This is a genomic window from Neobacillus sp. NPDC093182 (assembly GCF_044754045.1).
Window position 1 is genome coordinate 583,788 of record NZ_JBIVOI010000001.1, and the last position, 15,053, is coordinate 598,840.

At 40.1% G+C, this 15,053-nt stretch carries 17 protein-coding genes; 2 read left to right on the forward strand and 15 right to left on the reverse strand.

What is annotated here, in order from left to right:
* Positions 1 to 54: 54 nt before the first annotated feature.
* Positions 55 to 351 carry a post-transcriptional regulator gene (locus tag ACIQAA_RS03125; RefSeq protein WP_402614827.1) on the reverse strand — a complete coding sequence of 99 codons (297 nt, stop codon included), beginning with the start codon at positions 349 to 351 and terminating at the stop codon, positions 55 to 57.
* Between the two features lie 127 nt (positions 352 to 478).
* Here ACIQAA_RS03125 and spoVB point away from each other — a divergent pair, with 127 nt between their 5' ends.
* Positions 479 to 2,029 (forward strand): stage V sporulation protein B, encoded by a 1,551-nt coding sequence (gene spoVB / locus ACIQAA_RS03130; RefSeq protein WP_402614830.1) that lies wholly within the window; start codon positions 479 to 481, stop codon positions 2,027 to 2,029.
* A gap of 41 nt (positions 2,030 to 2,070) precedes the next feature.
* Here spoVB and ACIQAA_RS03135 read toward each other — a convergent pair whose 3' ends face one another.
* Positions 2,071 to 2,733, reverse strand: a complete 663-nt coding sequence (locus ACIQAA_RS03135; protein WP_402614833.1) for a DUF421 domain-containing protein — start codon at positions 2,731 to 2,733, stop codon at positions 2,071 to 2,073.
* Positions 2,734 to 2,965: 232 nt separating this feature from the next.
* On the opposite strand from ACIQAA_RS03135, the gene ACIQAA_RS03140 reads away from it, so the two are divergent.
* Positions 2,966 to 3,325 (forward strand): TIGR04086 family membrane protein, encoded by a 360-nt coding sequence (locus tag ACIQAA_RS03140; RefSeq protein WP_402614835.1) that lies wholly within the window; start codon positions 2,966 to 2,968, stop codon positions 3,323 to 3,325.
* 36 nt (positions 3,326 to 3,361) lie between these two features.
* Here ACIQAA_RS03140 and yajC read toward each other — a convergent pair whose 3' ends face one another.
* The 13 genes from yajC to ACIQAA_RS03205 all read right to left on the reverse strand — a co-directional run bounded on the left by yajC (position 3,362) and on the right by ACIQAA_RS03205 (position 14,355).
* Complete coding sequence (gene yajC / locus ACIQAA_RS03145) at positions 3,362 to 3,661, reverse strand: preprotein translocase subunit YajC (protein WP_402614838.1); 300 nt, start codon at positions 3,659 to 3,661, stop codon at positions 3,362 to 3,364.
* Between the two features lie 29 nt (positions 3,662 to 3,690).
* A complete protein-coding gene (tgt, locus tag ACIQAA_RS03150) occupies positions 3,691 to 4,830 on the reverse strand; it encodes a tRNA guanosine(34) transglycosylase Tgt (RefSeq protein ID WP_402614841.1) in 1,140 nt (379 codons plus the stop codon).
* A gap of 28 nt (positions 4,831 to 4,858) precedes the next feature.
* Positions 4,859 to 5,887, reverse strand: a complete 1,029-nt coding sequence (gene queA, locus ACIQAA_RS03155; protein ID WP_402614844.1) for a tRNA preQ1(34) S-adenosylmethionine ribosyltransferase-isomerase QueA — start codon at positions 5,885 to 5,887, stop codon at positions 4,859 to 4,861.
* A gap of 25 nt (positions 5,888 to 5,912) precedes the next feature.
* On the reverse strand, positions 5,913 to 6,914 hold the full coding sequence (ruvB, locus tag ACIQAA_RS03160) for a Holliday junction branch migration DNA helicase RuvB (protein WP_402614847.1): 1,002 nt from the start codon (positions 6,912 to 6,914) through the stop codon (positions 5,913 to 5,915).
* Between the two features lie 11 nt (positions 6,915 to 6,925).
* Positions 6,926 to 7,537 carry a Holliday junction branch migration protein RuvA gene (gene ruvA / locus ACIQAA_RS03165; RefSeq protein ID WP_402614850.1) on the reverse strand — a complete coding sequence of 204 codons (612 nt, stop codon included), beginning with the start codon at positions 7,535 to 7,537 and terminating at the stop codon, positions 6,926 to 6,928.
* Between the two features lie 134 nt (positions 7,538 to 7,671).
* Positions 7,672 to 8,313, reverse strand: a complete 642-nt coding sequence (locus ACIQAA_RS03170) for a response regulator (protein WP_402614853.1) — start codon at positions 8,311 to 8,313, stop codon at positions 7,672 to 7,674.
* Positions 8,314 to 8,324: 11 nt separating this feature from the next.
* Complete coding sequence (locus ACIQAA_RS03175) at positions 8,325 to 9,434, reverse strand: GAF domain-containing sensor histidine kinase (RefSeq protein WP_402614856.1); 1,110 nt, start codon at positions 9,432 to 9,434, stop codon at positions 8,325 to 8,327.
* A gap of 91 nt (positions 9,435 to 9,525) precedes the next feature.
* Positions 9,526 to 9,897: a VOC family protein gene (locus ACIQAA_RS03180; protein ID WP_402614859.1), complete on the reverse strand. Its 372-nt coding sequence runs from the start codon at positions 9,895 to 9,897 to the stop codon at positions 9,526 to 9,528.
* Between the two features lie 12 nt (positions 9,898 to 9,909).
* On the reverse strand, positions 9,910 to 10,938 hold the full coding sequence (locus ACIQAA_RS03185) for an S-adenosylmethionine:tRNA ribosyltransferase-isomerase (RefSeq protein WP_402614861.1): 1,029 nt from the start codon (positions 10,936 to 10,938) through the stop codon (positions 9,910 to 9,912).
* Positions 10,938 to 11,657 carry an SDR family NAD(P)-dependent oxidoreductase gene (locus ACIQAA_RS03190; RefSeq protein ID WP_402614864.1) on the reverse strand — a complete coding sequence of 240 codons (720 nt, stop codon included), beginning with the start codon at positions 11,655 to 11,657 and terminating at the stop codon, positions 10,938 to 10,940. Before ACIQAA_RS03190 ends, ACIQAA_RS03185 begins: the two co-directional genes overlap by 1 nt.
* Before the next feature lie 206 nt (positions 11,658 to 11,863).
* A complete protein-coding gene (locus tag ACIQAA_RS03195) occupies positions 11,864 to 12,415 on the reverse strand; it encodes a BofC C-terminal domain-containing protein (protein WP_402614867.1) in 552 nt (183 codons plus the stop codon).
* A gap of 133 nt (positions 12,416 to 12,548) precedes the next feature.
* Positions 12,549 to 13,256: a YhcN/YlaJ family sporulation lipoprotein gene (locus ACIQAA_RS03200; protein WP_402614870.1), complete on the reverse strand. Its 708-nt coding sequence runs from the start codon at positions 13,254 to 13,256 to the stop codon at positions 12,549 to 12,551.
* Between the two features lie 103 nt (positions 13,257 to 13,359).
* On the reverse strand, positions 13,360 to 14,355 hold the full coding sequence (locus ACIQAA_RS03205; RefSeq protein WP_402614873.1) for a phosphotransferase: 996 nt from the start codon (positions 14,353 to 14,355) through the stop codon (positions 13,360 to 13,362).
* Positions 14,356 to 15,053: the final 698 nt, after the last annotated feature.

Below are 15,053 nucleotides of genomic sequence, written 5' to 3' on the forward strand. Positions count from 1 at the left end.
GCTTTTATTATGAAATAGTTTAGAAATACTGTCAATTTTATCTAAATGGACAATTTACTTTAGCAGCTCTTTCCATTCATCTTCATCTTCTAAATTAAAATCATTGTTTTTATATGTCTCAATCGTAGTAAAGCTTATGTAATCGCTGACCTTTACGGATAAGATATCATCTATGATTTGGTAAAGTCTTATATCCTCTTTTGCCTTCTTCCATTTCTTTTTCGTTAAAAAATCCCAAAGTCCACTCTCTGATACGTCGTGATAACCAAGTAAGCGAAATTCCTCTAACTTACTGATTAAAGCTGGTTTTACATTGTTTTTAAAATGATTGTACGCATGACTCTTCTCCATTAAACAGCCTCCCTAGACCCCTCTTAATTATCTTTAAAATCAAAACACCTTGTCATGCTTTGTCCACCCTTATGCATATAGATTAATTGTATATGAATTCTTCTTTTTTGAGAAGGTGGGAAGTAGTATGTCAAAGTTTTTAAAAGGGACCTTTATCCTATTAATAGCAGGATTAATTACGAGGGTACTCGGATTTATTAACAGAATTGTCATAGCTAGAAGTATTGGTGAAGAAGGTGTCGGCCTCTATATGATGGCGTATCCCACCTTTATCCTTGTTGTGACTTTAACTCAAATGGGACTGCCTGTCGCCATTTCAAAAAATATTGCCGAGGCTGAAGCAAAAGGAAACCATCAGGAAGTTAAAAAAATTCTGGTCGTTTCTCTCGCAATAACTATTTCGTTATCACTGATTTTTACCCCGGCTTTAATTTTGCTAGCGCCTATTTTATCTACCACTCTCTTTACCGACCCAAGAACATATTATCCTTTAGTCGCAATAGCACCGGTCGTACCCATTATAGCCGTTTCTTCCGTTTTGAGAGGCTATTTTCAGGGCAGACAAAACATGCGCCCTTCTGCTGTCTCGCAAATTTTAGAACAGCTGGTGAGGATAACTTTAATCGCCGTCATGACGAAAGCTTTTCTGCCTTATGGAATTGAATATGCTGCAGCGGCAGCCATGGTAGCAGCCATCATTGGCGAAATTGTTTCATTACTTTACTTAATGACTACCTTTAAATTAAAGAAACGCTTTAGAGTAAGGAAGAATTTTTTCAAATCTGTTCATGCTGGAAAAAAAACATTCAAGGAATTAATGGAAATTGCCTTACCTACAATGGGCAGCAGAATGATAGGGTCGGTATCTTGGTTTTTCGAACCAATTGTTGTGGCTCATAGTTTAGCCCTTGCTGGTGTTGCAGCCATTGCTGCCACGAAGCAATATGGTTCATTAACAGGCTTTGCCATGCCGTTATTACTGCTTCCTTCGTTCATCACTTATTCTTTAGCGACGTCACTTGTACCAGCGATTAGTGAAGCCAATTCAAAAAATAACCATAAATTGATAGAACATCGACTGCAGCAGGCATTAAGATTTGCCTTTTTAACAGGAGGCTTGTCTGTAATCGTCCTATATGTTTTGGCAGACCCACTAATGGAGCTCATGTATGGCTCAACAAAAGGCTCCTACTTTATTCGTCTTATGGCACCGTTCTTCTTATTTTATTATTATCAAGGTCCGCTACAAGCTGTTTTGCAGGCGTTGAATTTGGCTAGAGCAGCCATGATCAACAGTTTAATTGGAGCAGTTGTAAAAACAGCTGTCATATTCTTACTTGCTTCACAGCCTTCTTTCGGCATAACAGGTGTAGCTTTAGGAATTATCGTTGGTTTTGTTTTAGTAACGGTACTCCATTTTGCTACGGTATTGAAGAAAATATCGTTTAGTTTTTATATACGGGATTACGTGAAAGGAGCCATCATCATGACAATCTCTGCTTATCTTGGCTATTGGCTGTTTGAGCATATTCTCTTAGGTGAACATTTAGTGGTTAGAGTTTTGTCCGTTGCCAGCGGTATGTCACTTGCCTACATTATTCTTCTAATAATCGGTGGTTTAATCAAAAAAGAAGATCTTAAAAGGATCCCGATTATTCGTAATTTAATTCCGGTTTAACAGCAATAAGAAGACACGCATGTTTTTCCCTGCGTGTCTTCTTATTGTTCATCCATTATGTCGACAAAAAACTTACCATTCTCATAACTGCAAAATGAAATCTTCCTTACATCACGGTATCCTAATTTTTTCAATTCCTGACGAAGCCAAAAATTGGTTTTATTTATACGCAGAAGATTTTCTTCCTCAATCGCTCCATCAATAATTAATGGAATCGTAATATCCCCTTCCTTAGGTTCACCCATGGGATTATTCATTTTTTCAATGACGGATAGGCTTCCCGAAGATTCCAAAATGGCAAACTCAACATCTGCAATACTGCGGATATCCTTTTCCCTTAATTGTGTAAGTAAGTCATCGAAATTGTATCTTTGCTTCCTCATTGCATTCTCATCAATTTTTCCCTTGTTGATGATTATTGTTGGCTTCCCGTCGACAAGATCGCGGAATCTTTTACTTTTTAATGAAACCACAGCCAAGGTATATTGAATGATCATTAAAAATATCATTGGAAGTGCTGTATAAATCCAAGGTTTAGTGATTTCGATTATGGAAGCAACAGCCAATTCACCGATCATAATAAAAACGACCAGGTCGAGTATACTTAGTTCACCAATTTCTCTTTTTCCCATGACTCGAAATATTAAGAGGATTAATGCATAAAAAAGTATTGTACGCACTGCGATAGTTAAAAAAATATCCACTTTATTCCGCCCCTTTTTTCATCCCTATATATTGTTTGCAGACAAGGCCAAATCCATTAAGGAATTGTATTCCAATTCGAAATAAAACTAATAAATTTTTTATTCTACTTTTGGACACCTGGGAATATGCTTGTACTAGGTAAGAATCTGTTTATCTTAGGGTGATAACTTTAAGATAAGGCAACTGAAGGGGGAGAGTAAGATCGAATCAAAAAGCTTTGGTACAGCTATTTTGTACGGGTTAATTTTTATCTTCTTATTTGCGATTGTCAGCAGCCTGATTTTTGCATTAATTCTTAGATTTACATCTGTTCGGGAAGTCTCACTTCAATACGTTATTACAGCGGTATCCTTTATTGGGTTGTTTGGAGGAGGATTTTTATCCGGTGGAAAGCGAAAGCAAAAGGGATGGCTGATTGGAGGTTTAACTGGCCTAATTTATAGCCTGATTGTGTTTTTATCGCAATATTTAGGCTATGACCGCCTTTTTGACGTTGAACAAGTCATTTACCATGTTTGCTATACATTAATTTCCATGATGGGTGGAATTCTTGGGGTAAATATAGCAACAAACAACTCGAGAACAGCATAACAAAAGGAAGCCAGAGTATTTTGGCTTCCTTTTTTCTTACTTTTCTAATGAAACTTCAGCTGTTGTTGAAGTCTTTGCAGATTCCGTTACTTCACGAATTGCATTTCGGTCGTATGTAAGACGACTTCCGTCTCCACATTTAATCACGACTTTGTTTTCATCGATGGAATCGATAAATCCATGTAAACCGCCGATCGTGACAATTTTATCACCTTTCTTTAACTCGTTTTGCATTTGAGCAACTGCTTTAGTACGTTTCTGCTGCGGGCGAATTAGTAGGAAATAAAATAATACAAACATCAGTATTAATGGAATGATTGAACCAAGTCCTTGCATGTTGTTTCCCTCCTTTCAATAATCATCTATTAGAAATTTTTCGCGTTCGGTTTGTTAAAACCATAACGTTCAAAAAACTCTTCTCGGAAATCACCAAGTCTGTCCTCTCGGATAGCCTGTCTGACCTTCTCCATTAATCTTAACAGAAAATAGAGATTATGGTAACTAGTTAATCTAATTCCAAAAGTTTCATCACATTTAATTAAGTGACGAATGTATGCCCTGCTATAGTTTCGGCATGTGTAGCAGTCACAATCTGGGTCGAGCGGACCGAAATCCTTAGCAAATTGGGCATTTTTCACAACCAGACGACCGGTACTGGTCATCAAGGTACCATTTCTGGCAATTCGAGTTGGCAGAACGCAGTCAAACATATCAATACCACGAATTGCCCCATCAATCAAGGAATCCGGTGAACCAACACCCATCAGGTAACGAGGTTTGTTTGCAGGTAACAGCGGTGTCGTGAATTCAAGTACACGATTCATGATGTCCTTTGGCTCACCAACAGAAAGTCCACCCACTGCGTATCCAGGGAAATCAAGCGATACTAAGTCTTTAGCGCTCTGCTTCCGAAGCTCCTCAAACTCTCCACCCTGTACAATTCCAAAAAGCCCTTGGTCATTTGGTCTTTGATGAGCATTCAAACAACGCTCCGCCCAACGAGACGTTCTCTCTACTGATTTTTGCATGTATTCATATGTCGCAGGGAAAGGAGGACATTCATCAAATGCCATCATAATATCGGAACCAAGGTCATTTTGAATTTCCATTGCTTTTTCAGGTGATAAAAATAATTTTTCACCGCTCATATGATTACGGAAATGAACGCCTTCTTCTTCAATTTTACGAAATTCACTTAAACTAAATACCTGGAATCCGCCAGAATCGGTTAAAATCGCACGGTCCCAGTTCATAAACTTATGAAGACCGCCTGCTTCCCTGATAATTTCATTTCCAGGACGAAGCCATAAGTGATAGGTATTGCTTAAAATAATACCTGCCCCCATCTCTTTTAGGTCCTCAGGTGACATTGTTTTTACTGTAGCAAGTGTTCCTACCGGCATAAATGCAGGCGTGTCAAACGAACCATGCGGTGTATGTACTCTTCCTAACCGGGCACCCGTCTGTTTACATGTTTTAATAAATTCATATCGAATTGCAGTCAAATTCTCTTTCTCCTTCCTTAACGTTAACCTAGATGATGAACATCGCATCGCCAAAACTGAAGAAGCGATAACGCTCATTTACAGCTGTATTATAGGCATGCAAAATATTTTCTCTTCCAGCTAACGCACTAACAAGCATAATCAACGTGGATTTTGGTAAGTGGAAATTCGTAATCATTCCATCTATTGCCTTAAATTCGTACCCAGGATAAATAAAAATATTGGTCCAGCCACTGCTTTCAATGAAGGCACCATTGTTGTCAGTTGCAATGGTTTCAAGTGTCCGGGTTGATGTCGTTCCGACGGTAATGATTCTTCCGCCATTTTGACGGACTTCATTGAGTAAACGAGCAGTTCCTTCGGTAATCATATAAAACTCTGAGTGCATATCATGCTCTAGAACATCATCAACACTTACAGGTCTGAACGTTCCAAGTCCTACATGGAGGGTAATAAACGCAACATGCACGCCTTTATCTCTCACTTCATTCAACAGCTCTTCGGTAAAATGAAGACCTGCAGTTGGGGCTGCAGCCGATCCTGGTTCACGGGCAAATACCGTTTGATATCGTTCTCTGTCATCGAGCTGCTCTTTAATATAGGGAGGTAACGGCATTTCTCCTAATCGATCAAGCATTTCATAGAAAATACCATCGTAATGAAACTCTAATACTCTTCCGCCATGATCGGAGGTTCCGGTACAAACGGCTGTCAGCAATCCGTCACCGAAATCTATTTCAGTTCCTTCTTTCACACGCTTGGCAGGCTTGATAAGCGTTTCCCACTGATCTCCTTCTAGCTGCTTCAATAATAATACTTCAATTTTGGCACCGGTATCTTTCTTCACACCAAAAAGGCGTGCTGGAAGTACCCTTGTATCATTTAATACGAGGCAGTCCCCTTCACGCAAGTATTCACTAATATTTTTAAAAATATCATGCTTCAATTCGCCTGTTTCCTTATTCACTACCATTAGCCTGCTGTCAGTCCGATTTTGCAGCGGAACTTGTGCGATCAGCTCTTCTGGCAAATGAAAATCAAATAAATCTACCTTCATAAAATACATCCCTACTTATCAAAAATTACTGTTTTGGCGGCTCCATGCCAAAATGGCGATAGACTAAATCGGTTACCATTCTACCTCGTGGCGTACGTTGTAAAAAGCCAATTTGCAGTAAATATGGTTCATAAACGTCTTCGATTGTTTCAGATTCTTCGCCAATCGACGCAGCAATCGTATCAAGCCCGACAGGTCCTCCACGGAATCTTTCAATAATTCCTTTTAACAGCTTGTGATCGATATGATCAAGTCCAAGTTTGTCTACCTGTAATAGTTCTAATGATTCCCTTGCTAAAGCTAGGTCAATTTCTCCATTGCCCTTCACTTGTGCAAAATCTCTTACCCTTCGTAGTAACCGGTTGGCAATCCTTGGGGTTCCACGAGCTCTCCTAGCAATCTCAGCAGCTGACTGCTCGTCAATCTTAGTTTCAAATAAATCAGCTGTTCTTAGAACAATATTTTTTAATTGGTCTTCCTTATAATACTCGAGACGGCTCAAAACTCCAAATCGATCCCTTAGTGGTGCAGATAAGGAGCCCGCCCTTGTTGTAGCCCCAACAAGTGTGAACGGCGGAAGGTCCAGTCGAACGGAACGAGCACTTGGCCCTTTGCCAATGACGATATCCAGACAAAAATCCTCCATTGCTGGATAAAGAACCTCTTCAATCTGTCTTGGAAGACGGTGGATTTCATCAATAAACAAAACGTCTCCTGGTTCAAGTGCGGTAAGAATAGCGGCTAAATCACCAGGTCTTTCAATAGCAGGACCTGAGGTGGTACGAATGTTTACACCCATTTCATTGGCAATAATGACAGCAAGTGTCGTCTTTCCTAATCCAGGAGGTCCGTAAAGAAGAACATGGTCCAATGTTTCCTTGCGGAGTCTTGCTGCCTCAATAAATATCTCAAGACTTTTTTTGACTTGATCTTGACCAATGTATTGTCTTAAGTTCTGAGGCCTGAGGCTTTGCTCTAAGGAGAGTTCGTTCTGGTTTGCTTCACTAGAAATAATTCTCTCATCCATGACTAATCACCTTATTTTAAAAGCCGCTGCAGGGCTTTTTTAATATATTGGTCGGTTGACAGCTGTTCTTTTCGTAACTCAGGTGAAATCTTTTTCACTTCTCTGTCTGAATAGCCAAGTGCTTTCAAAGCAAGTACTGCCTCTTCAAAAGCATTATTGGCCGGCTCTGCTGCAGTTTGAAATGTATCTGCATTAAATAAATTTGGAAAATAATCAGGAACGATATCCTGCAATTTCCCTTTTAAATCTAGAATCATTTGTCTTGCTGTTTTTTTGCCGACACCAGGAAACTTTACAAGGAAGCTTTCATCTTCATTTTCAATCGCTGAAACCACCTGCTGCACTTCACCAGATGCCAAAATGGCTAACGCACCTTTTGGTCCAATTCCTGAAACATTCAACAATTTCGTAAACAGCTTCTTTTCTTCTCTTGTTTCGAAGCCATATAACGCCATTAAATCTTCTCGTACGTAATGGTATGTATAGACAGTAACATTAGTATTCATTTTACTAGAATAAATAAACGGATTCGGTGTTGAAATTTGATAGCCAATCCCATTATTCTCAATGACGATATATTCAGGACCGACAAACTCAACGGTTCCTTTAACAAATTCGTACAATCGCTTTCTCTCCCTCAGCGTTTCATGTACTCCATTCTATCATATAAATATAAAAGATTTGAAAAAGATAGCTGTGAAGAAAAAGAATAAAAATTTTCAGTTAAAATAAAATAGCGACCTGATCTGGCCGCCAGTTACTCCACAAGCTGATTCTTAACCGCAAAAAGAGCTGCTTGCGTACGGTCTGCTAATTCAAGTTTTCCCAGGAGGTTAGATACATGCGTTTTTACGGTTTTTTCAGTAATGAACAATGAAGAAGCTATTTCCTTATTACTCTTTCCTTTGGCAATTTCCTTAAGAACATCTAGCTCTCTTTTTGTCAGCTGTTCCATTAAATTTCTTTCATTGCTTTCTTTATTGGATAAATTAGCAAGCAGATGAGAGGTGGCTTTTGGATGAAGCTGATTTTCACCGCTCATGATTTTTTTAATACAATTGATTAATTCATCAGGTTCGATGTCTTTTAATTGATAGCCAGAGGCACCTGCTTCTAGAGCAGGAATGACATGATCTTGATCAGAAAAACTGGTCAGCATCATGATTTTTATTTCCGGCATTTCCGTTTTTATCATTTTTGTTGCTTGTATTCCGTCCATTTCCGGCATTACGAGATCCATGAGAATGAGGTCAGGTTTCAACGTTCGTGCGAGTTCAACCGCTTCTCTGCCATTTCCCGCTTCTCCAATAATTTCAATATCTTTTTGTGTTCTTAGAAAAAAAGCCAGTCCCCGTCTCACCACATGATGATCATCTGCGATTAATATACGAATCCCCATCATTTCTCCCCCTAAATTGGAATTTGTATTTGAATCTCTGTTCCTTTTCCTGGTTCGCTCCTTATATGGAACATCCCGTTTAACGCCTCTGTTCGTGCTTTCATATTTTTTAATCCGAACGATGGAAGTTCAAAACTCTCATCATAATAGAAGCCGCAGCCCCGATCTTGAATCGTCATCGTCACTGAATCACTGCTTCTGGTTAAAAATAATGACACATGTGTTGTTTGTGAGTGCTTTTTACAATTTCCAAGCGCTTCCTGTCCGATTCTCCAGAGGGTTTCCTCTATCTTTTCCGGAAAGCTTGAGATCCCTGTTAATTTTGCATCTATGGTTAAACCCAGCATTTCAGCATAACTGCTTAGTGCACTAACTATTCCATTTTCAAGTCCCTGCGGCTTTAGCTGCCAAATCAGTGCTCTCATTTCTCCAAGCGCGTCCTGGGCCAGATCCTGAATATAGGAGAAGGTTTGTTGAACCTCTTCGTTATCTGTCATTTCTCTGCCAGCCCTAGCAGTTAGACTAAGTGAGAAAAGTAATTGATTCACAGAATCATGCAAATCTCTGGCAAGTCGATTCCGTTCAGAAATGAGTGCAGTCTCTTGCTCTCGTTGCGTTAATTTTATTCTTTTTAGTGCGGTTCCAATTTGAAAGGCAACAGCCTCAAGTAAGGCCAGTTCATCTTTTTGAAAGTGAGTCTTATTAGGTGATCCAACATTTAATAATCCAAATCGCTCATTCCCCGCTCTTAACGGGACTGTAGCATGATGTGTCAAACCGCCTGTGTCTCCCGCGTTTTCGAGGATTACATTTTCGATTCTTTGACATTCGATAATATTAACCGCCTTATTCAATTTCCCGCTATTATATCGACTGACACACCAGCAATCTCCCTTACACATTCTTTGGTTATGGTTTTGTGATAAAGGCTCAGGTAACGCCTCTTTCGCAGCCAGCTGATGTGCCCCTTTTTCATCGATTAAAAAAATCCAGCCCGATTGCAGCCCGGTCAGGTGTAGAAGTTTTCTTAATACCCCTGCTAAAACCGCCTTCGAATCTGTGCCTTCATTCAAGAGTTCAGCAATTTCTTTTAAGATACCGATTTCTTCGTTTCTGGACATCTAAACCTCTCCCAATTTTGTATCTATTGATTAAATCATAGTCGCAGCTCAATCTTATAGGCAAGCAGGAAGTAACGAAAAAGCTGACGTTTTATTTGTCAGCTTTTCCTCCAATCTGTATGAACTCGATTACCTCATTGTCAGGACCCTGATAAAAAACAGTTTTCCAGCCATTTTCTAGCTTATAGGGGCCTTCGATTGCAAAAATGCCATTTTCATTAAAAGATTTGGTTACCTCATTTATGCTGTCTACTTCAAAGCACAGGTGAACGGATGGAGGGTTACTAGATGACTGTTCTGTACTAGAAATGAGTTCCAGCCGAAAGTCATCTGCTTTTAAAAAGATTATTTTCTCTCCGTTAAAAAGGAAACGTCTTTCTTCCTGAAGACCAAAATATTTTTGATAGAATGATGCCGATGTTTCCAAATCCTTTACTTCAATCGCAAAATGGTGCAAGCGCATAGTTATTCCCCTTTATAAAATTAGATTCATATCCCCAAATTCGTGCCACAAGTAACGCTGCTCAATTGCCTCTTCATAGGCATTCCATAACAAATTTTGAGGTACAAACGCAGTAAGCATATCCAGATGACTTGCCTTTGGTTCATGGAGACCTGTAATAATGCCATCTGCCATTTTCAACTTGAAATTTTGATTGATGTAAAGATTGGTTACCCCATTCAATGCACCGGTAATCCCTGCACTTTCAAGGGCTCTTACCACCGTAGTACCAACTGCAATTACCCTGCCGCCTGACGCTTTTGTTTTACGAATTTTTTCAATGGTTTTTTCAGATAGATGGTATTCTTCGTAATTATCAGCTGGCGATGTCTCCAACTCGTCATCCAACAGGTAGCTAAGACCCGTATGAAGCTGAATAAAATCAAGCTCAATCCCTTTCTTCTGTAGGTTGAATAGCAGTTCCCAGCTGAAAGCTCTGCCAGCGGAAGGCATTTCTACTGAGCCTGGATGGCTGGCAAATACCGTTTGATAATAATCCAGATCCCACTTGTTATGAATATATTCATAGCGAACTGGTTCCCCGAGTGCATATATGCAATTGAAAAGGTCTGTTCCTTTTTTTGAGAAAAGAATGGTTTTTAGTGGCGAGCCCTCTTTCATATCGATTATGACGGCAGATAAATGGGCAGAAAATTGTAGGATATCACCCAATCTAACGTCATCCGTCACGATTAAGACGTCCCAAGTATCTTCATTGCGTCGTCTTGCTAATCTAATCTCAACTTCTTGTTGGATACGTTTCGTATTTCTATATAAACCTGCGTTTAAAATAGCGGGTACCGTTCGGCTGCTGTTCATGACAACCAAGTCTCCTGGCTTTAGATAATCAGCAAGTCGGAAGAATTGGTCATGGCTGACAGAACCTGTTTTTTTGTCTAAAACCATCATCCTAACATGATCTCTTCGAATGCCCCTCCGTTCAGGTGGATGAGAAGCATTTAACTCGGAAGGTAAATAAAAATCAAAAGCGGTTGCTTCCATCATAATCCCTCCCCTGTAAACTCTTGAGCTTCAAATCGCTGCCCTGTTATTCCGACTGACTTATCTGAAGCTAGGTATAAAAACACGTTAACGACATCCTCTGGTTTTGCTAATGGATAATCACAGTCTGGAACCGCTAATCTGTGCATGTCTGTATCCATTTCTCCCGGATCAACCATATTGACTCTTACATTCGTTGAGCTTAGTTCATCTGCCCAGGTTTCAGTTAGACCCTCCACAGCAAATTTAGAAATACCGTATGCCCCCCAGCCAGCATAGCCCACATGCCCTGCTTCTGAAGTTACATTAATAATAGAGCCATGATTGCGCTGTAGCATTCCAGGAATCACTCTTCTTGTTACGAGGAATGGCGAGATGGAATTAACTCGTAAGACTTCAGCAAAGTCCTCTTCAGGGTAATCGAGCAGCAGCGGCATTGGACTTGGCCCGAGAATCGAAGCATTGTTTATGAGAATATCAATTTGACCAAATGCCTCCTCTGTCATGGCGACGAACCGTTCTACATCTCTAGTTAGTGAAATGTCTGCAGTAACTGCAAGTACTTCTGCACCTAATGCTTCTGCTTCTTCCTTAACATTTGACAACCCTTTTGCTGTTCTTGAACAAATCGCTAACTTTGCTCCTTCTTTCGCAAATGCTAGTGTTAATGCTCTTCCTAAGCCTTTAGAGGCACCTGTAATCATAACCACTTTTTTCATTTTAATCGCTCCTTTAAGTGTTTAACTTGATGTCTTTAGCTTAAAGGATTTTGGAAATACTTCCCTCAGAAAAAAGCTTGAACTTTATCTACAACTTTAGGATGAGAAAATAGGATGATGCTGGGTTAGGGAGAGCGAAATCTTATTGATTACGCAAAAAAAGACCTCATGAATGATTCATGAAGCCTTAAATTCTTAGGGTATGATTATTCCTGCATCGAATAAGGTTTAAATGTTTCTAGTACCTCTACATAACGGTCTCTATTTTTGATAGGAATACCTTGAATCAGCTCTTCTTGCTTTTTGCTTTCGAGCTTTTTCACATCTATCTGAAAAAAAGATTGAATGATTCGGGATGGATCAGGGCGGCCATTATAAATGGTCAACACGCCATCTTCAGTTATTCCAAAATAGCCATTCGCTTTTAGTAACGGTGAAATATCATCCACTTGTTTTCTAAACACCATAGTTGATTCATCAATGTCAACTAACTGCCATTGATCATATTTGGCCCAAAAGTTTTCAATAGACCAGTAAGAATCAAGAATTACTTCCTCGCTTATTTCACCATCAAGATAGATTCTTTCCAAAATTATGGTCAATTGCTGAGGTTCCGACTTTTGCTGATCATGATGGTTTTCCATTTGTTCGGCGAAACCAGTTTCTAGTATTCCTGGCACCATTCCGATAGACATGAAGAGAACAACCGTAACAAAGGCTAAACCAAGCCGATACTGAGCTACCCAATTGAACCTCATGCATAATCACCTCTTATTATTAGAGATCTAACTCATCTTCAGTACTAGTTTAGCCTTATTTTCCCTTTTTATCCTTTTTGGTAAAAATGAAAAGAGACAAAGCATATTTTCAGGCTTTGCCTCTCTTACATTTTTATTTTCCAGGTTTACGGCTATTAGGTTCTAAAGGTTGGGAATCATTGTTTCTGTTACCTTCACGTCCCAGCGCACCATCATCAATGATGACTTGAACAGATTTTCCACCAGCTAATGGCTGAACGGCGTCCTGGATAGCTCTTTTTGTTTCTTCAGTATACTTACTGTTTTCTAATTTAACCGAAACCATAACAGAATTACCATAAAGAACGGAGCGGACTTCACGGACATTTTCAACGTCTGCCACTCTGCTTTTAATTCTTTCTGTTATTCGATCTTGCGATTCAGGTTTAGTGGTCGTCCCTGTGTTTCCTAATCGTTGATTCAAATGACCATGGTAATTCGCGTCACTGGTACTAAACTGATTGTCTCTTTGGAAAAAGTTATGGTCATGGTTTGCGAGCGGTTTTGTTGGGTTCGGTGGATTTCCATTTTCATCTCTTTTGCTAAACTGCTTCCTTCGTTCTTCATTATTTGTTTGGTTTTCAACACCAAGATTGTGGTCCATTAATTCTGTGAATGGACCATCATTGTCCCCTGGCATTCCATTGGAGCCGTTTTTATGATTTTCATCGGAATAGTAGCCCACCGGCTGTCCCATATTTTTGTTATCGTTGTCCATAGCAGCACGGTTATCATTTGCACAGCCTGACAGCCCAACAGCTAGTAAGGCGGACAGAGGAATGATCCACTGTTTCAAGTTCAAGCAAAAAACCCCCTCGCTAGGATGCATGAGCATAAATAAATATGCTCATGGTTAGATTGTGAGCTTTGAGGGGAATTCATTCTGCCAGATTAGACCATGAAAATCAGTTTGTTAGCATTTTTAAACGATCAATAAATTTTTTCCGTGAATAAAACTGACCAATTGTTAAATCCATGATTTGATTATATTTTTTATGGTCTCTATACGAACCTTCACGAATAAGCCTGTTCCATTCGCGGAAAATATCTGCAGGATATGCTAAAGCGTGTAAAAATGCCTGCTCATTCAACAGTTCTTCATATTGTGGAAATTGAGCCAGCCGTTCAAATGACCAGTCCAGGCTTGGGAGAATACGATTCGCATATTGTAAATAATCTAAGGATGCTGGACCAATACTAATTAAATCAAAATCAATTAGATTTAATATTCCATTCGAATCACGCAAAAAATTATGATGTGCCACGTCACCGTGTAGAATGCAATATGGCTCATTTAAAAACAAAGATCGATTTTTTTCCATTCCATTTAGGGACCATTTTGCCCAATTTATCATTTCCACCAATATTTTTTCATTTATAAAATATTTCAAAGTAGAGCCATTGGAGGAAAAAATTTTACTTCTGTCTCTCCATTTTTCAATAATTACCCCTTTTGGGATTAGTGTTCGATAACGTGATTCAAAGGATGACGTTACTTGATGGAACTGCTCTAGAAGTTCGAGCCCCTCCTGCCGATTTTTCTGTGATTGAAATGAAAAAGGTATTTTATTCGGGTTGATGTATTCCATACATCCAAAGTAGGTCCCCTCAAAAAAGAGTGGTTCTTTTATTTGGGGATGAACAAAAAGGTAGGTCTTTGAAAAACCTTCTTTTCTAAGGGTAGCGGTAAATGCCTCCTGCAGTCGAAGTCGTTTATTCGTTTGGAACCCTTTAAGCATATAAGAATTTTTATCCGTTTTTATTAAAATGACACTTTTGCGATAGGGCACCATTTCTACAATATTTTCTTTAAATTGCGAACGTAAATAAGAGAGGAGACGAATGAAATAATCATCGTCTCCTTTTTGATTAAAAGTCATACTCATTGCTTTCATCTTCATCGTAACGCATCATCCCGTCCATTGGTCCCATACCATAGGGATTCATGAATGGAGGCTGTGCTACGTTTCCCGGTCCTGTATATGGTGCGCTATAAATTGGAGGCGTGGGCGGAATAAAGTTTTGCTGCGGCATTGCTTGTGGTTTTGGTCCGCCACAGCCACAGTCGCCACCTGCTCCGACTGGTAAGCCTCCCTGCGCAGGAAATTGCTGCTGCATGGATGGCATTTGACCGCCTCCAAAAGGCATTCCCATTTCAGGTGACTCAAAATCTTGGGCTCCCATTACTTGTGGTGCTGGACCCATCTGCGGGTAACCAAATGGCATTTGTCCATATGGGGCGTCCATTCCTGACTGGCCGAAGCCCGTTCCCGTTGGTCCTCCCATTCCTGGCTGGTCAAAGCCTGCTCCCATTGGTCCTCCCATTCCCGGCTGGTCAAAGCCTGCTCCCATTGGTCCTCCCATTCCTGGCTGGTCAAAGCCTGCTCCCATTGGTCCTCCCATTCCTGGCTGGTCAAAGCCTGCTCCCATTGGTCCTCCCATTCCTGGCTGACCAAAGCCTGCTCCCATTGGTCCTCCCATTCCTGGCTGACCAAAGCCTGCTCCCATCGGTCCTCCCATTCCTGGCTGACCAAAGCCTGCTCCCATTGGTCCTCCCATTCCTGGCTGGCCAAAGCCTGCTCCCATTGGTCCTCCCATT